This window comes from Wolbachia endosymbiont (group A) of Therophilus tumidulus (assembly GCF_964277345.1).
Lineage (GTDB): Bacteria > Pseudomonadota > Alphaproteobacteria > Rickettsiales > Anaplasmataceae > Wolbachia > Wolbachia pipientis.
The window spans coordinates 565,359-581,053 of sequence record NZ_OZ195515.1 but is presented as its reverse complement, the minus strand read 5'-3'; the positions used below and the strand labels follow the sequence as shown (position 1 = coordinate 581,053).

At 35.4% G+C, this 15,695-nt stretch carries 21 protein-coding genes and 1 pseudogene; 3 read left to right on the top strand and 19 right to left on the bottom strand.

Features of this window, described 5'->3' with window-relative positions; all coding sequences use genetic code 11:
• The first annotated feature begins 76 nt into the window (after positions 1-76).
• From ACICQD_RS03140 to ACICQD_RS03130, 3 genes are all read left to right on the top strand, one after another.
• Positions 77-268 (top strand): hypothetical protein, encoded by a 192-nt coding sequence (locus ACICQD_RS03140; RefSeq protein WP_395461560.1) that lies wholly within the window; start codon positions 77-79, stop codon positions 266-268.
• Positions 269-957: 689 nt separating this feature from the next.
• Entirely contained in the window at positions 958-2,937 is a 1,980-nt protein-coding gene (locus ACICQD_RS03135) for an ankyrin repeat domain-containing protein (protein ID WP_395461559.1), read from the top strand.
• Positions 2,938-3,187: 250 nt separating this feature from the next.
• Positions 3,188-4,090 (top strand): Rpn family recombination-promoting nuclease/putative transposase, encoded by a 903-nt coding sequence (locus ACICQD_RS03130; protein WP_395461558.1) that lies wholly within the window; start codon positions 3,188-3,190, stop codon positions 4,088-4,090.
• A gap of 303 nt (positions 4,091-4,393) precedes the next feature.
• On the opposite strand, the gene ACICQD_RS03125 is transcribed toward ACICQD_RS03130, so the two are convergent.
• From ACICQD_RS03125 to ACICQD_RS03035, 19 genes and pseudogenes are all read right to left on the bottom strand, one after another.
• Positions 4,394-4,645, bottom strand: a complete 252-nt coding sequence (locus tag ACICQD_RS03125) for a hypothetical protein (protein WP_341821671.1) — start codon at positions 4,643-4,645, stop codon at positions 4,394-4,396.
• The gene (locus ACICQD_RS03120) at positions 4,593-4,778 is read right to left on the bottom strand and encodes a hypothetical protein (RefSeq protein ID WP_341821672.1); all 186 of its coding nucleotides are present in this window, start codon (positions 4,776-4,778) and stop codon (positions 4,593-4,595) included. Before ACICQD_RS03120 ends, ACICQD_RS03125 begins: the two co-directional genes overlap by 53 nt.
• The gene (locus ACICQD_RS03115; protein ID WP_395461557.1) at positions 4,775-6,292 is read right to left on the bottom strand and encodes a recombinase family protein; all 1,518 of its coding nucleotides are present in this window, start codon (positions 6,290-6,292) and stop codon (positions 4,775-4,777) included. Before ACICQD_RS03115 ends, ACICQD_RS03120 begins: the two co-directional genes overlap by 4 nt.
• Positions 6,286-6,720: a DUF2924 domain-containing protein gene (locus ACICQD_RS03110; protein WP_341821673.1), complete on the bottom strand. Its 435-nt coding sequence runs from the start codon at positions 6,718-6,720 to the stop codon at positions 6,286-6,288. The genes ACICQD_RS03115 and ACICQD_RS03110 overlap by 7 nt, the downstream gene beginning before the upstream one ends.
• Positions 6,721-6,724: 4 nt before the next feature.
• Positions 6,725-7,198 (bottom strand): ankyrin repeat domain-containing protein, encoded by a 474-nt coding sequence (locus tag ACICQD_RS03105; protein ID WP_395461556.1) that lies wholly within the window; start codon positions 7,196-7,198, stop codon positions 6,725-6,727.
• 38 nt (positions 7,199-7,236) lie between these two features.
• A complete protein-coding gene (locus ACICQD_RS03100; RefSeq protein WP_395461555.1) occupies positions 7,237-7,962 on the bottom strand; it encodes an ankyrin repeat domain-containing protein in 726 nt (241 codons plus the stop codon).
• A 268-nt stretch (positions 7,963-8,230) separates the two neighbouring features.
• Positions 8,231-8,713, bottom strand: coding sequence for an IS630 family transposase (locus ACICQD_RS03095; RefSeq protein WP_231115908.1), 483 nt, complete (start codon positions 8,711-8,713; stop codon positions 8,231-8,233).
• 28 nt (positions 8,714-8,741) lie between these two features.
• Complete coding sequence (locus ACICQD_RS03090; RefSeq protein WP_155968342.1) at positions 8,742-9,089, bottom strand: IS630 transposase-related protein; 348 nt, start codon at positions 9,087-9,089, stop codon at positions 8,742-8,744.
• A gap of 78 nt (positions 9,090-9,167) precedes the next feature.
• Positions 9,168-10,000: pseudogene (locus tag ACICQD_RS03085) on the bottom strand (IS5 family transposase).
• 20 nt (positions 10,001-10,020) lie between these two features.
• The gene (locus tag ACICQD_RS03080; RefSeq protein WP_395461554.1) at positions 10,021-11,130 is read right to left on the bottom strand and encodes a phage tail protein; all 1,110 of its coding nucleotides are present in this window, start codon (positions 11,128-11,130) and stop codon (positions 10,021-10,023) included.
• The gene (locus tag ACICQD_RS03075) at positions 11,130-11,915 is read right to left on the bottom strand and encodes a baseplate J/gp47 family protein (RefSeq protein ID WP_395461553.1); all 786 of its coding nucleotides are present in this window, start codon (positions 11,913-11,915) and stop codon (positions 11,130-11,132) included. The genes ACICQD_RS03080 and ACICQD_RS03075 overlap by 1 nt, the downstream gene beginning before the upstream one ends.
• 2 nt (positions 11,916-11,917) lie before the next feature.
• On the bottom strand, positions 11,918-12,256 hold the full coding sequence (locus tag ACICQD_RS03070) for a GPW/gp25 family protein (protein ID WP_395461552.1): 339 nt from the start codon (positions 12,254-12,256) through the stop codon (positions 11,918-11,920).
• Positions 12,257-12,258: 2 nt separating this feature from the next.
• The gene (locus ACICQD_RS03065; RefSeq protein ID WP_236514486.1) at positions 12,259-12,513 is read right to left on the bottom strand and encodes a PAAR domain-containing protein; all 255 of its coding nucleotides are present in this window, start codon (positions 12,511-12,513) and stop codon (positions 12,259-12,261) included.
• A 2-nt stretch (positions 12,514-12,515) separates the two neighbouring features.
• The gene (locus ACICQD_RS03060; RefSeq protein ID WP_395461551.1) at positions 12,516-12,980 is read right to left on the bottom strand and encodes a phage baseplate assembly protein V; all 465 of its coding nucleotides are present in this window, start codon (positions 12,978-12,980) and stop codon (positions 12,516-12,518) included.
• Positions 12,967-13,449, bottom strand: a complete 483-nt coding sequence (locus tag ACICQD_RS03055; RefSeq protein ID WP_395461550.1) for a hypothetical protein — start codon at positions 13,447-13,449, stop codon at positions 12,967-12,969. The genes ACICQD_RS03060 and ACICQD_RS03055 overlap by 14 nt, the downstream gene beginning before the upstream one ends.
• A complete protein-coding gene (locus ACICQD_RS03050; protein WP_395461819.1) occupies positions 13,446-13,937 on the bottom strand; it encodes a phage tail protein in 492 nt (163 codons plus the stop codon). The genes ACICQD_RS03055 and ACICQD_RS03050 overlap by 4 nt, the downstream gene beginning before the upstream one ends.
• A 19-nt stretch (positions 13,938-13,956) precedes the next feature.
• Positions 13,957-14,268 carry a hypothetical protein gene (locus tag ACICQD_RS03045; protein ID WP_395461818.1) on the bottom strand — a complete coding sequence of 104 codons (312 nt, stop codon included), beginning with the start codon at positions 14,266-14,268 and terminating at the stop codon, positions 13,957-13,959.
• Entirely contained in the window at positions 14,268-15,272 is a 1,005-nt protein-coding gene (locus ACICQD_RS03040) for a major capsid protein (protein ID WP_395461549.1), read from the bottom strand. The genes ACICQD_RS03045 and ACICQD_RS03040 overlap by 1 nt, the downstream gene beginning before the upstream one ends.
• Before the next feature lie 29 nt (positions 15,273-15,301).
• On the bottom strand, positions 15,302-15,673 hold the full coding sequence (locus ACICQD_RS03035) for a head decoration protein (protein ID WP_395461548.1): 372 nt from the start codon (positions 15,671-15,673) through the stop codon (positions 15,302-15,304).
• Between the last annotated feature and the right edge of the window lie 22 nt (positions 15,674-15,695).

Below are 15,695 nucleotides of genomic sequence, written 5' to 3'. Positions count from 1 at the left end.
TAAAACCTTGACTCAGTCTCCTAGTCCTGTAATTTTTAATGTGGTCAGGATTAAAAGCAATCTTGAATCTAAGAACATGTTTGCAAAGGAAATAGAAAGAAATCAAGAAGTAATCTTAGCCAGAAAAAGTGGTAGAGAAGTTAAGAATATTTTTCACAAAAAGGACGATACCAATAAAAAGGATTTCGTTCTATTGGGGATAAAAACTGTTATAAATTTTCCTGTTATTTCCGAGTTCAATAATATTAATTTAGCAATATTTTATTAAGATCTTAAGCAATACAACCATGTTTAGCATTCAAAACCAAGGGCGGTGAGAAGTGTTTTTCTTGGAATGCGTTGGTCTACCAAGTGATGCATACGAACTTTTTAATATAATAATTTCACTATATCATAAAACCACCCATATTAGCCTGCTTTAGCCAAATTCACATATGAACTAATCTCGCTTATCTTTGTTGCTATAATTTTGCGCTTTTACTTTCACAACGACGCTTTTATTTGAATTGTTCTCACAAATATACGATCTTTTTTGCAATTTTAAAAAGAGTCAATAATTCAATTCTTTATAACACTAACTAGTTTTACTAAAATATTTTTCTAAAAAGCTAGTTGACTCTTATAAATAATTCTCTACTAATACTGGCATGTGTTTGTTTATTCTGCTGAACACGTAGGTTTACTGTAAAAACTTCAGCAGTTTTGGCACTTCTTTAAAGCGTAAAAAATCTTATCCTTGTGATAATGGTATTAAATATAGTTAGCAGTTCTCAATTTTGTTAATCTGGCAATTACAAAAACTATCTAAAACTCTCATTAATAAACAATTTTTAACCTACTAGTAGTACTCACCATAAAAACTTAATAAGATCTTAACGACATGAAAAGATTATAGTTATTGACTTAATGTTACATATCGAATATCATATACCATATATCTTAGTTTAGGGGGTGAGTATGGGTGATTTTACCAAGATGATGAAATCTATCATCAATCGACTAAAGCTAAAATCTAAACCAGAACTATATGATCTTGAGTATGAATCCATTATAGAACATCTATCATCTAAAGAACATTTATTAAATGAATCGATAAGTGATGAGATGTTGTATTTAGGGGATTTGCAATCAATTGGAAACTATAATGAACTACCATCTTTAATGGATAGCAAACTTGTACTAAAAGAACGGGTTTGTGTTTGGTTTGCACTTGAGCATGATCTTACTCTAAGTCAAAAGAAATTAAATAAAGAGTTACTCAATGCTCTGGGATGTTTAACCTCTTACCATAGCTTATCTGATAATACCGAACCTCTTGAAAAATTTTTACATGACAATAAAAATAATAAAGATTTAAAAGTAATTCTTAACCTCAAAAGAGGAGCAAATGGGTCGACGGTACTACATGCGGTTGCAGGAGCAAGTATTGATGAATTCCGTCCCCTAGGAAATCGGGCTATAGATTCACTTTTAGATGCAGGTGCAGATCCTAACATACAGGATAATGGAGGAAAAACACCATTATACATTGCTGCTGCCATAGGTAATTATGATAATGCAAACTCTCTCCTATTGAAAGGAGCTAACCCTAACATACCAAATAGGAAGGGAAAAACTCCACAACAAGTAGTAATTAAGAAACTCTGCTTTGATCTAGAACAATTACTCTTAACTGATAAACAGAAAAAGTTGAATAAGGAATTGTATGACTTACTTGTACCCAGTCCAGACTGCATTAAAAATTTAAAGGACTTTTTAGGTAAGCATAAAGGAGATCCAGACCTAGAAGTGGTGCTAAATGTTAGGGAAGGAAGAGATAGATCAAAATTGCTTTTTCATATTCAAGATCTTTCTTGGGAGCCGGAACATCAAGATCTTATTCAACAGTTAGAAAAGATAATGCTAGAAGCAGGAGTATCATATTATGATGAAAATATTATTGATCGTTCGGAGAAGAAAGGACAGGCCAGCAAATTACTCGTTAATTTAACATCAAGTCAAAAGGAGAAGTTAAGTAAGTTTTCTGATAAGGTATCTCGAGCTCAAAACATGGTTGAACTTGAAGAAGTTGTGAATGATGCTATAAAGTCTGGCGTACGATTAAACTATTCTTCTTCACAAGATTTCTTTTCAGGTAGTGAGTACACCCTTACCGATTATGTGATAAAAAAAATCAGTGAGTTGGAAAAAAATCCTAAAGTTGCTAGTAGTATAGTATGTCAATTAGTATCAAAAGGAGCGGTGTTTGGTAATACAGTTGATGCTAATATTGTTAACACACTGACATCAGAATTTAAAGAGCATAAAACTAACATGAAAAAAGCATATAAAGATTATATTAGCAATACTCATAAGTTTATTGAAGTCGCAAAAAGTGCAACTAGCAGCGAGCTGAAAGATATAAGAATAGACAAATCCGTTTTTTACTTAGAATATTCTAAAGATAGTAAAATAGACATTACAAAAATAACAGATGGGGCAAGGGGTTTGGGTCTAACCCATGGAGATTTAAAGTGTGGAAGAAATATAGTAAAGATTGGTAATAGTGAAGTAGAAATTAAAACTGAAAAAGGCAAAAGGAATTACACAGATCTTACAGAAGGCAGCGATGTAGTATTAACTTTCTATACTAGTTTGGGAGAGTTAGAGGTTAGGTTGCGTCCTGACATAAAAAATAAAAGCCATATAAAGGTGGAAGTATGCAATCAAGATCTGCTGAAGCAATTAAAAGATTGTAAAGAAAAAATAGGAGAGAATTGCTTACTAGGAGAGTTATCAGTTAACCAAGCCATAGAACAAGGATTTTTTGTCAGATCTGGAAAATTGATGCGTTCTGAAACGATGAGTCAATCTGATGGAAAAATCGGTCCTTTGACAAAACTTGATGAAATAAGAGGAGCCTCAAGTTTCAAAGAAACAGTAAGCCGTTGTATATAGTAAGGACAGATGTTGATGTTAAGTTAATAGCTTAAGAGATTTTCTAAGGAATTTATCTTGATGTTTATAGTCTTTAAAGCATACCACTGGCTTTAAGATTTTTTAGGTCAGTTGCCTATATTAATAGGAACACCTACCTCAATTTGCCAACTCTTGAAATTCAGCTAACTTTAATAGGCTTTAGCATAAAGAAGTTGAACATTTCTTCAGAATTGTGTATAATTATTAACGCTTTTTAGGTTAATTTCTTATGACTTTTTCTAAGTTTCTTGATCCCAAAAATGATATATCGTTCAAGCGTATCTTTGGTACTGAAAAAAATAAGGATATTCTTATTCACTTTCTCAATGATATCCTTGGCTTCACTGGTAAAAATGAAATAAAGGGTATAGAGTTTTTAAGTACTATTCAAGACCCTGATATTGCTGCTAAAAAGCAAAGTATTGTTGATGTCCTCTGTAGAGATGAAAATGGACTGCAAGTAATAGTCGAAATGCAGGTCGCTAAAACTAAAGGATTTGAAAAACGTGCTCAATATTATGCTGCTAAAGCTTATTCAAGACAAGCTGGCAAGGGTGATCAATACCACGACCTTAAGGAAATTATCTTCATTGCTATAGCAGATTGTGTACTGTTTCCTAATAAATCTGAGTACAAATCAAAGCATACTATTCGAGATGAGGACACTAATGAACACGATCTAAAAGATTTTTACTTTATATTTATTGAATTGCCAAAATTTCCAAAGACGAAGGAAGATCAATTGGAGAATATAGTAGAAAAGTGGGCTTATTTCTTTAGGTATGCAGAGGAAACCAGTGAAGAGGAGCTGGAAAAAATAATAGGGAGTGATTTTATAATCAAAAAAGCCTATGAAGAGCTAAATAGATTTAACTGGTCAGAGAAAGAATTTATTGCCTACGAACAGGAAATAAAACGTATTCTTGATGAACAGGCTGTCCTCGCTCAAAGACTCGATGATGCTACTGAAAAAGGCAAAAAAATTGGTAAAGAGGAAGGAAAAATTGAAGGAAAAATTGAAGGAAAAATTGAAGTAGCAAAAACAATGCTGGCTAATAATGTTGATGTTGACACTATTGTCAAGTTTACTGGTCTTTCTATAAGTGAGGTAAAAGAATTGCAGAAAGTTTAATAACTTATAGATTCTTCCAAAGAAATTAGCTTATTTGGAATTTGCTTGACGTTTTTTGAGTATATGTTGGATTCAAAGAAGATTGGATAATATGCTACTCCACACTTTTTACTTTCTCGAGCTTGATGTTGGGGTTTATGATATTGTACAGCGCAAAACTTACACAAGCTAATCCAACTATCCCGCCAACTACCGCTATGGCGTACATTTTCAATATATAAGCCACAATACTGCTAACTAGCAATGCTGCACCAACAACACCTGCTACGATTACCTGTCTTTATTGTGTTGATGGTTTTTTTTCTACAGCATCACCATCAAAACATGGTTCAATGGACTGTCAGCTCTATCAACGGAAGTTGGCTCCACAGTAGTTTCTATTTGCGCTTCTTCGTTGCTTTCACATATAAGTTGAAGATCTTCACTATTTATATTGCATAATTTAGTGTCAGTATCAATTACAGATTTATGCTCTATGTCACATACTTCATGCACTTCCTCTTTAACCTTCACACTTTTTCCTGTTACAACCTGCTGCTCTAGCTGTTTTCTCATTAAGAACATCTTCCAAAGGTTTCTTGGCCTCTGCTGAATCTGCATTGCTAGAAACTTTTTGCTCTTGTTCTTTTGCGGCAGTGCTATTTTTGAATTTTTTAGCAATACTTTTCAATAGCTTTGGTGTTTTCATAGTTTTTCTCCTCTTGTTGCTTTTATAAACGTTAATCCATAAAACTTTTCCAACTGTTCACTCCACAGCATCGGTATTTCCCTCAAATCAGCTAGCTTTAAACTTCTTGGCTGTCTTCCATTTACTATGTCTTCTTTAATCTTTGGAGCCAGATAATTTAACCTTAAAATTTGTTGCATACGTCTTGTACCTACATTAATTTTGATACTCAGCTCTTTCACACTTCTATATTTTCCTGCCTCCAGTTGACGTTTCCACAGATGAGCTCTCACCACAGCTTTCAGTAGCGCATTGTTTGTTTTGCCTTCTGGTTCTACTACTGTGCATTTATTTCCTTTCTTTTTTAACCACATTGGTATAAATTCTACCTTATCCTCTGAACTCACCTCTAGTCCATCTTCCTTTACCATTACTCCCTTTATTAACTTTTTCACAACTTCTTTCTGTTCTCTGAAACTTAAATTTTTCCATTCTTCCACTTTTTCTCCACATTTTTCATATAGCTGCTCCGCCTTCTTCATCACTTCTTTTTCCACTTCTCCGGCAACTATTGTTCGGTTCACTGATTCACAACCCTTTCCCCTTAAATGATTGTTGCACACATAATATCGATACCTTTTATTCTCTTTTTTTGCGTACGTCAGCGTCATATTTGCATTACAGCTCTTGCACTTTATTATTCCCCTAAGCAGCGCTTCTTCATATTTTGCTTTTCTATATGGTTGATCCTTTATTAATTCCTGCGCTTTTTGCCATCTTTCTCCCTCTATTATTGCTTCATGCTTTCCCTCATACTGTTTCTCATAATGCCTGATTTTTCCCATATATATTGGATTTGTTATTATTCTCCTTACCGTGGCTTTTTTAAAGATGTCTGATTTCGTTCGGTACCCTTGGCTATTTAACTCTCTTGCTAATCCTGCCATTGACTTCAGCTCCATATACCTCTCAAATATATGTTTCACCGTCTTTGCTTCTTTCTCATTTATTATTAATTCCTTCTCCTTTACATCATACCCTAGCGGCAAAGTTCCTCCCATCCATAACCCTTGTTCTTTCGATGTTGTTATTTTATTTTTTACTCTCTCTACTATCATTTCTCTTTCTAGTTGTGCTGCTCCTGATAACACTGTTTGCACAAATTTTCCCATTGGCGTATTATTGTCAAATATTTGTGTTACTGCTATAAAATTTACTCTATGCCTTCTAAAAAATGACGTTACTTCTATGCTGTCTTTTGTTTCCCTTGATAACCTGTCCAGCGTATATACTACTACACAATCTACTTCTCCTGCCTTTACATCTTCAAATAATCCCTTTATCGCTGGTCTATTTAAATTACTCCCTGAAAAGCCTCCATCATCGTACTTTTTTGCCAGTGCTACCCAACCTTCTCGGCTTTTTATATATTTTTCACATGCTACTCGCTGCGCATCAAGACTGTTAAACTTTTGTTCTAACCCGTCTTCATTTGATTTTCTTGTATAAATTGCGCACCTTACTTCTTTTAGCATCTTTTCTCCTTGTCTCTCATTCCTAATAGGAGAGGCCCATTATAGCTCATTCCCATTATTTTCCCTGCTACTGCCGACAATGACGTATAAAACTCTTCTCTGTAGATTAAACCCTTATCTGTTACCATTACCGCATGCGTCTCTTCCCCTCTCTCTAGTATTAATTCTGTCCCTTCTACTGGTAATTTATCGCTACTTATTCTTTTTCCCTTCTCTAGACGATCTGCTAGGTATTCTAGTCTTTTGGCACCTTTTCTTGACATCTCTCCATATTCTTCCTCCTGCATTCTATAAGCTAATCTTGGTATCAGATATTTCTTTGAATATCTAGGCGCTTCTTTCCCATATACCTTCTTCCATATTCTCCTCAACTCTTCCAACGCTTTTTTCTCTAAATTCATTACTTTCTTTTCTGTTTCTTCCTCCATATTTTTAGCCTTTCATAAATAACTTTTCAATTCTGTCTGTTTCTTTCTTCAATACCCCGGCTATTTCTTTGCTATTTTTTGCATCATCCATCGCTTTCATTCCAAATTTATCTACTTGCCCTATTTCAGCCCCTGCTTTCACTAGCTCCTCCACTATTTCTTTTTCACCTACCATACATGCAAGGTGCAGCGGCGTGCATTTATTTCCATATTCCTCAGCATTTACATTCCCTCCTGATTTTATCAATTCTCTCACGGCTTCTAGGCGTTTCTCCGTTACCGCTAGGTGCAGTGCTGTATATCCTTCTACATCTGCTGCATTCACATTCGCTCCTTTTTCAACTAATAACCTCACTGTTTTTGCGTCTATCGCATAATGTAGAACCGTTCTTCCCTTTTCGTCTCTTTCATAAATATTTTTGAATGAGTTCTCTAATAATTCTTTTGCTGATTTCTCTTTCTTACCAATCTTTACCATAACCTACCTCACCTTTTCTTTAAATTTAAATTCCTTTTTTAAGCCTTACTTCTCACCACCTCATCTATCATTTCGTTCACTCGGCTCATTATCTTGCTTGCTAAATTTTTACACTCTTCCTTTATTAGCTCCTTATCTCTCTTCCTTATTTCTTCTATCTCTATTATTTTTAGCTCCGGCATATAGCTCCCATTCAACATATCTGCTATTTCTCCCACTAGCCTCTCTATTCCATAGCACGTCAGTTTTCTACTTTTTGTTATTCCACCTTGCTTTCCCAGAAATTTCCTCGCCTTTTCATTCTCTCCATTATCCCATAGGCCATACCTTTCACTCTCCCATATATAATACATTGGTGTTGCACCATATTTATCCAGTTGATTAACGGCAGCTCCTGCTTTTACTAGCTCTTTTATTATTGCAATTCCTGCCCCTAGCCTACATGCAGAGTGCAGTGGCGTACATCCGTTGATATATTTAGTGGCATTTATTTCTCCTCCTCCCCTTATCAGCACTTTTACATTTTCTAAACTTCTCGCAAATACTGCGCAGTGCAGTGGTGTATAACCCTTTTTATCTCTTGCATTTACCTCTGCTCCTTTTTTTATTAATAGCCTCACTGTTTTGTAATCAGAGATTTCAACTGCATGGTGCAATACTGTTTCCCCTTTTTCATCTTTTTCATTAATATCCTTAAACGAGTTCTCTAATAATTCATAAAATGACTTATTAAAAGCTTCTCTCTTTTCCTCACTGAATTTCATACATACCTCACAAAATTAGCTTTTCTAGCGCCAGACAAATTTCTTATGTTTACCTGCCGCTATTCAAGTCATGTCCGTTTTAGCATAAGAAAGCAAGTCTTTTTCTGTTTATTTCATACACTTTAACCTATTATTAATATAATATATGAGGATATAAATATAAGTACTTAACTTATTATAGATATTACTTGACTATTTTTCCAACTTCTGTTCAAATGTCGATGTTCGTGCCACTTCAATACTCCCGGGTAAAACACTATAGTATTTTCTAAAATGAATGATAAATTTCCATTATGGTATTACCAACCAAAAGTTGTAAGTCTGTATATTTATGCATTAAAGGTCTGAGGCGGCTTTTGATGGTATTCCAACAATGCTCTATAGGGTTCAAATCTGGTGAATATGTTGGTAGATAGAGCAAACGGCATCTAGCATTATCTATTAACTCCTTTGTTTTGGGAGTTTTATGGAATGTGGCATTGTCCATAACTATTGTAGTACCATGTGGCAATTTAGGTAATAACATCTTCTCTAACCATGTATTGAATACCTCTTTGTCACACCCACCTTTGAAAGTCATTGGTGCAATAAATCTCTTTCCAATCCACCCGCCTATTATACTGATTCTCTCTCGTTTTCTTCCTGGAATATCTGCATAAATTTTCTTTCCTATTGGAGCACGTCCATACTCTCGGTATAACCTATTATCAACTCCTGCTTCATCTATATATAAGATGCTGGAATGGTCTATTTTTGAGATTTTATCGGTAAATCGCTGCCTATCTTCTTGATTGCGCTCTTGATATAGTGTAACTTTTTTTTAAAGTAATTCTTAGCTGTTTCAGCCTATACCAAATTGAATTTATTCCAAATCCAAGATTTTGTTTCATCTCTGCCAGCGTATGATCTGGATTCTTTTTAACATATTCTTCGAGTATTTTTGGGTCTATTTTTCGAATAAAGCTGCCGTTTTTCGATGGCCTTAGGCTTTCACCAGCGGCTTTCTTTCTTAACCAGCGGTACAGAGTTGCTATTCCTATCTCCAAAAGCTCTGCCACCTCAACCTTTGACTTCCCTTTTTCTATCATCGATACTGCCCTTTCCCTTAAATCCACACTATACGCCATTATAACTCAAATAGCTTATTATACCTTTATCATTTACTTTGGGAAGTACTATATGAGGTTGTCCGGAAACTAGTAAATTCAAGCATATTCCCTCTTTAACATAACCCTACTCATAGCTAGGTATATGAAATTCTCAGTGGATGTTGTGAGTAAATCATACTCCTTCGATAGCCTTCTATTCCTATTAACCCAAGCAAAAGTCCTTTCTACAACCCATCTTCTTGGCTGTACTTTAAACCCTTGTTCTCTTGTTGGTAGTAGCTCAGGTGGCGTATCTTTGTGCACCCAAAATCTACATGGAGGCCTTTTAACAATTTCAATATCTATGTCATATTCTTCCTTTATGTGATTCTTTAAATTTCTTCCTTGGTATCCCATGTCAGCCCACATTTTTTTAACTTTAGTATATTTTGTTCTCATATTGTTTAATGCTATTTTAATACCATCTCTATCATTTTCGTTAGCAGCGCCTACGTAACAACCTAGTATAAAACCCTGAGTGTCTGTAATTATATGCCTTTTTCTACCCTTTACTTTTTTACTTCCATCATAGCCTTTGATCCCCCCTTTTCTGTAGTCTTTACAGATTGACTATCTACTATACAGGCACTCGGCTGCTCATTCCTTCCTATTTTTCTTCTACTATATTTTGTAATTTCATAATTCATTTTCTCAAAAATTCCCTGCTTCTTCCATTGCCTGAACTGCTCATACACAGTCTTCCATAGCGGAAAATCATTTGGTAAATACCGCCATTGACACCCTGTACGCAATACATAGAAAATTGCTTCTAATATTTCTTTTTTGCTATACTTTGGCGGCCTTCCTCCTTTCTTGTATGATACTCTGAAGTGTTTTTCTATTCTTGCCCATTCCCTTTCGCTTAGATCTGTTGGATACTTTTTTCTCATCTTTACCCCGTACTAAAATTTCAGATATTATAGCCTTTTACTTGTTTCCGGACAACCTCTAAAATGTAATTTTCCGGTTCGTGTATTGAATCCTTTTGCTTTGAATCCAATTCGCTTTCAAAATGAATGTAGTGTTCTGTTACGCTAAATCTTATTATTTTGGGGGTAGAGAAATTCTTTACTTGATAGTGGTGAACGGCAAAAAATCTTTCTAAAATTGGCTTGTATTTTAAATTCCACAGTTCTTCAGATAGTTTGCTACTTCCCAATACAAATTTATTTCCTTTTTCTTCTACGCTACTAACCGGAAAGCACGAATTTATTTCTCCCAAATTCCAACTGTCCGATAATATAACTTGCGCTTTCGCAAACTTAATTGCCGGTAATAAGCTCTGTGGTAGCAGATATAGCGCTTTGAAGTTATACCACACATGATTTCTTTCATAAATACCGTTATAATTCTTTGTGTGAGGTTCGGTTTCTCCAAGTATTGCTACATCTAGCCTATACAGATCATTACTTAATGCCTGCTCATAATGAACCCGAAAAGTACTAAACTTAAAACTTGGATTTAAGATTTTTAGCTCAAATGCGTTCTTCCGACCAAATGACAGTACTGGTCCATCTTTTTCTATTTTTACCCCTGAATAATCCGATAACAAACTGCCAAAAAAGCTTTCATCTAAAATGAACCTGCTAATATTGTAGTGATCGTTAAAAATCCTCATTAGCCTCGATCTTGCAGGTAATGATAGTTTTGCCAGCTCTACTACTGCATCAACAAAGAAATCATTTGGTACGTCTCTTATCCCTACCTGCAACTCAAAAAAGTGTTTACCGGGTGGCTCTTTAATAATTGTAATATCTTCTATATTTGCCCATTTGAGCGCTATTTTAAGTGATGCAGGTGTTCCACGTAGTCTTTGAAATTTTACTCCTTCTTTTATCGCCTTTCTTTTGTCTTTTACCCAATGTAGGATTTCTCCTAGCCCATATTCCTCTATTATCCATGGCAATACTTTTTCCCCTGGGCTAAATTTAAACCCTCTGATACAACCATGATCTACTTTGTAATCTATTGCATCAACCAGCGCTTTTTCTTGCTTTGTTGCGTTTGGTGGTAATAGCATTACTCAATATTTAAACTTTTTAAGAAAGCACACTCATTCCCTCGTACAACAACATCCTCTCCTGGCTCTATTAATTCCACGTTTTCTACTCCATCTACAAAAAGATTCGCTATAATCCATGATCTTGTAATACTCCATCCGAGTTTTTTGCTTGCTTCAAACTTTTCGACAAATTGCTTTTTAATTTCTTCCTCTGATGTTATAGAACTTATGCTAATTCTGCTGTGAATAACTATTTCTATAATATTGCAACTTACCACTTCAATTGTATCTGTTAAAATCCTCACATCCTCCCTGTTTAGCTGATTTCTGACAATTTCTAGTAATTCTTTTGGCGGTATGCCAGTTGTGGATAATTGTGTTGATAAGATTGAAACTTGTACTTTTCCTGGTACCAGAGATTCTACTAATGCATCTTTTACTCTCATATCCGCTGATAATGCATAATACCGATAATTTCCTCCTGTGCTCCAACCTATTATCTTTGCTTTAATTCTTTTTCTAAATCGTTCATCATCTTCCCCTTTTTCCCTTTCTACACCATAAAACTCAGCTAAATTATCAAGATCTTCTCCCGTCGCAAACTTAAGTAAATTACTTTTTACCGCTTCGTTTATCCTTTGTCTGAGCAAAAGTTCTCGCCATGCTGCTACTTCTAATACCTTCATCGCTGGGTCACTTTCTACTAATGCTGTAAAACTTGCATCACGCTTCACTAACTCTTCCTTCATCCGAGAAAAAATCTCTTCAAAGTTCAGTGGTTCGATAATATTTGGCTGCTGCATTTTTAAACAACTACTCCATTAATATTTATGAACTTACCTTCTGAAAGATAGACACCTTCTAAATTCAATGTTACTCTCCCTTCTTTTACTTCTATTATCTTCACTTTCTCTAATTTAAACCTTCTCCTCTCCCATTTTTCTAGTGCTCCTGCTACTGCTGCATAAATTTCCAGCGTAAAATCGCGATTTACTGGCTTATCAACTAATTCGAACAACCTCGACCCATAATTTCTCCGTATTATTCTGCTATTAATAGGAGTAGTTAATATATCAATAATTGATTGCTTTAAATGTTCTATTCCTTCAAGCTCTTTTCCTGTTTTATTGCTCATCCCACGCATTTTTAGCTCGCAAATACATTTTTACTTCCACTTATCACTTTAAAACCACACGAAACCATATCTCCAGTCCTTGCTACACCAATACCATTCACAAATACGCTGTTTGAACCTTGTATTAGCTTCTCTCCCAGAGTTAAGATATCTCCTTTTCGACACACAGATCTCCCTTTCTTAAAAACATCACTACTTCCACTCATACAAACATGTGCCGGTATTCCACTGCAATAATCCCCTATACAAACCACAGCTTTAGCCATACTTAATTAAGGTCGATTCTCTTTGCTTTGAGTTTTATTCCACTTTTTGTCATCTCTATGCTTGATTCTCCTACTTTCAACATTATTTTGTCTACTACTTCAATCTCTAAATGATGCTTCTCTTTATCATATAATAATCTTGTTCCATCTTGAAATTTTACACTATTTATTTCTTTTTTATTCTCTGGTGCAGGGTATCTTTCCTGATATATTCCTGCTAACACCACTCCTAATGATAGTTCACCAAGAGGAGAAAATACCATAACCTGTTCATCGATATCTGGCGGAGACCAATCTCTATCTTTTCCTGCTTTGCTTGTTATCCATGGCAACCAATCTGTTAAAATTTCTCCTATTTTCACTCTTACTTTTGCTTTTTCATAATCTATTTCTTTTACAACTCCTATACGAACAATGTTGGCCAATTTCCTCTGTAATTCCGAAATTGCAAAATTATTTTCTAACATTTATTTCACCGATTTCTATTTTGTGTGGCCTAAATTTTCCTTTTTCCCAAATAGATCGCCCTACGTGTATTGTATGCACCCACTCTACCATCCACACTAAATATGCATCGAGCTCTGGCCTAAAATCATCTCCTCCTGCTGATATAAATTCACCTGCTGAAACATTTTTCACGTTCCAAGTATTTTTATTTACTACTCTGGCAACCTCAGCAGCTAATGTTCTGACAATAATAGGTGCATTTTCTATTGTGCTATCAATCACAATTCGTGCTTCAAATCTTGCTTTCAGCGCTAATTCTTCTGTTCCTGGATCGTGTCCTTTTTCAAAGCCACTAAGTTCCACAAATACCGCTGGTGCTAACTGTTCTTTTCTTATCGTCGGGTATACTTCGCATGTTTGTATAGTTAGGATTTCTTCCTTCAGTGTAGTACAAATTGCTTGATGTAAATCTGTCCAGAACTTTGTCATATCTTTAAAATATAGTTTAGCTCATGCTTAAAGTATTTCTCAAACTCTCTCTCACTCTCATAATTAACAAGGTCTTTTATTATTCTTGAGCCTTCTGGTTCCAGTGGTAGCTTTACTTCTTGTATTGGTAATGCTGTTCTTCCTTCACGCTTAAAAATACCGCTATTTCCTTTTGGCATAACTGCCGCAAATCCTCCTATAAATTGGTGCTTTCCTACTTTCGATCCTCTTCTTGTTTTTTGTATTTTGCCAATTGTCGATGCTCTAATGTCATAGAGATTCGCTCTAATTAACACGTCTAATCTGCTAGTTTTCGCCTTAAAAATTCTTAATCTCTTTCTTATCAAACTTAATTTTATCTTCTTTTCCTCACTGATTTCCTTAGCTGCTTTTGCTTTTAACCATAGTGCTGTTTTGTTCAGCGCTTTTATAGCTGCCAGTTTTATTTCCTGCTCTTTTCTGTCAATATCGGAGATTATTTCATTAATATTGTTACTAGTTTTAATATTAAACACTTTCTATTGCCTCAATTTTCCATATTTCACCCGAAGAATCTTTTAACGGTGGTTCAAAAATCTTGTAGAACCTTTTTTCAATCTTGATATAATCACCTATGCTAAAGGAAGTAACGTCCTGACCACGTATTTCTATAGAAGCAATTTGCTGAGTTAATGCTCCATCTGCACCTAAAGAGTACGTAGTGTCAGGACGTTTAATTAGCACTTTTATTTTACGAATACCCTCCTTATTTTTATTACAATATGTGGCTTCCACTCCTAAATGCTCAAAACAATCTTCCAATAATTTTCCTATATTCATCAACTAGAACTAATTTTTACCAAAACTGCCGGACGATGGCACATTGGCAATGGATTCGATTGTGTATGTAAATCAGTTCCTCTATCAAATCTTCTTGGCTCTTGTTTTGCATATAGTGGCTGTTCTAGTGTATTTACCGTCTCATTAAAGTCTGCTGGCGCAAAATATGTCGTAAATGTGCTTGCTGTACCAAGTGGAAAACAGTGGCCTGTATCTCTTTCTATAAATCTTCTTACGGTTCCTTCAGGGTCGGTTGCTTGTCCTCTATACTCCTCAAACGTTATTCCACAGAACGTAAATCCTGACCTCATGTCGTTTCTCAGCACTGCTCCTTCTTGCCATCTTTCATATGCTTCTTTTACTTTAGCGTGGGAAGTTAAAGCATCGAAAAACTCTGGACTTACCAGCGCATGAATCCCGGTCATATATTCACCACTTAAGTTGTCCTCAACATGCCTCAATACTTCCAGACACTTACGCTTGACATCGGTTGTTGCTGTTCCCAGCGCAAAATTTACTACTTTTGGCGTAATTTCAAATTCGTTGTAAAGGTTTAACAATTCACTACCATCTGCGTCCAGAATAATCCCTTTCAATGCTCCCATCCGCAAATGCTCTAACGTTATCGCGTGTTTGTTTCTCATTAGCTGCAAATGATCAGTTATCACATCTGCCAACGCTTTAAGCTCACTCTCTGATCCAAATGCTCTTATTCCCTGTACTTCCTCTGGCAGCACTACATCATCATGAGGAATATGTGGAATGGTAAACGTTCTTATTTTCCGTTTTCCTCTTTTTCCTACTGTTGCTGGTGCTCCTGGAACTTGTGTTGGTAATAAACTCAATACTCCGTTGTGTTCTTCTATGGTAATATGTCTAAATCTTACTGACCTACTTGGAAATAAATTTAAATTTTCAACCCGTCCATAATTTATCGGCAATATGTTTATCGCATTAGTCAGTGCCGTCATACTAAATGCTGTATTTGTAAATGGATTTTGCATTTTTCCTCCTGTGTGTTTTTAATAGTTTTTTAAGCCCCTTTGCGGATAATGATTCCTCGTGCTTCAAGTTGCTTTATTGCTGCAGCTTTTTGCTCCTCAGTGATATTTGTTGGCCATACAACCACATGATCGGCTAGCATTGCTATACGAGTAATGATTACTGCTTTGGTGGTTTCCGTTGCATTTACATCACTTGTTATTACACCTATTGCTGTTTGCGTGCCGTCTGTAGCTGTTGGATTTAAGGACTTAATTAGACCGTCTTTAGTATCACACCCAACAACTGTACCAAGTTTTAGATTTTGCCCTTTTGCTACTGTTATTTGGTCTCTTGAATATAGATTTGATGCCTCATACTTTAATAGGTCACCAAGGTTATTTTGTTCGGTTATACAACTCATAAATTTTTCTCCTTTTTTTCCC

Excerpts from the sequence above, each read along its gene's own strand:
- ACICQD_RS03080 (WP_395461554.1), bottom strand. The coding sequence starts at position 11,130 with ATGCTATTACCACCAAACGCAACAAAGCAAGAAAAAGCGCTGGTTGAT.
- ACICQD_RS03090 (WP_155968342.1), bottom strand. The coding sequence starts at position 9,089 with ATGGCGTATAGTGTGGATTTAAGGGAAAGGGCAGTATCGATGATAGAA.
- ACICQD_RS03070 (WP_395461552.1), bottom strand. The coding sequence starts at position 12,256 with ATGCGTGGGATGAGCAATAAAACAGGAAAAGAGCTTGAAGGAATAGAA.
- ACICQD_RS03140 (WP_395461560.1), top strand. The coding sequence starts at position 77 with ATGTTTGCAAAGGAAATAGAAAGAAATCAAGAAGTAATCTTAGCCAGA.
- ACICQD_RS03115 (WP_395461557.1), bottom strand. The coding sequence starts at position 6,292 with ATGCTAAAAGAAGTAAGGTGCGCAATTTATACAAGAAAATCAAATGAA.
- ACICQD_RS03100 (WP_395461555.1), bottom strand. The coding sequence starts at position 7,962 with ATGAAATTCAGTGAGGAAAAGAGAGAAGCTTTTAATAAGTCATTTTAT.
- ACICQD_RS03130 (WP_395461558.1), top strand. The coding sequence starts at position 3,188 with ATGACTTTTTCTAAGTTTCTTGATCCCAAAAATGATATATCGTTCAAG.
- ACICQD_RS03065 (WP_236514486.1), bottom strand. The coding sequence starts at position 12,513 with ATGGCTAAAGCTGTGGTTTGTATAGGGGATTATTGCAGTGGAATACCG.
- ACICQD_RS03135 (WP_395461559.1), top strand. The coding sequence starts at position 958 with ATGGGTGATTTTACCAAGATGATGAAATCTATCATCAATCGACTAAAG.
- ACICQD_RS03035 (WP_395461548.1), bottom strand. The coding sequence starts at position 15,673 with ATGAGTTGTATAACCGAACAAAATAACCTTGGTGACCTATTAAAGTAT.
- ACICQD_RS03040 (WP_395461549.1), bottom strand. The coding sequence starts at position 15,272 with ATGCAAAATCCATTTACAAATACAGCATTTAGTATGACGGCACTGACT.
- ACICQD_RS03120 (WP_341821672.1), bottom strand. The coding sequence starts at position 4,778 with ATGAAAACACCAAAGCTATTGAAAAGTATTGCTAAAAAATTCAAAAAT.
- ACICQD_RS03055 (WP_395461550.1), bottom strand. The coding sequence starts at position 13,449 with ATGACAAAGTTCTGGACAGATTTACATCAAGCAATTTGTACTACACTG.
- ACICQD_RS03110 (WP_341821673.1), bottom strand. The coding sequence starts at position 6,720 with ATGGAGGAAGAAACAGAAAAGAAAGTAATGAATTTAGAGAAAAAAGCG.
- ACICQD_RS03105 (WP_395461556.1), bottom strand. The coding sequence starts at position 7,198 with ATGGTAAAGATTGGTAAGAAAGAGAAATCAGCAAAAGAATTATTAGAG.
- ACICQD_RS03125 (WP_341821671.1), bottom strand. The coding sequence starts at position 4,645 with ATGAGAAAACAGCTAGAGCAGCAGGTTGTAACAGGAAAAAGTGTGAAG.
- ACICQD_RS03060 (WP_395461551.1), bottom strand. The coding sequence starts at position 12,980 with ATGTTAGAAAATAATTTTGCAATTTCGGAATTACAGAGGAAATTGGCC.
- ACICQD_RS03075 (WP_395461553.1), bottom strand. The coding sequence starts at position 11,915 with ATGCAGCAGCCAAATATTATCGAACCACTGAACTTTGAAGAGATTTTT.
- ACICQD_RS03045 (WP_395461818.1), bottom strand. The coding sequence starts at position 14,268 with ATGAATATAGGAAAATTATTGGAAGATTGTTTTGAGCATTTAGGAGTG.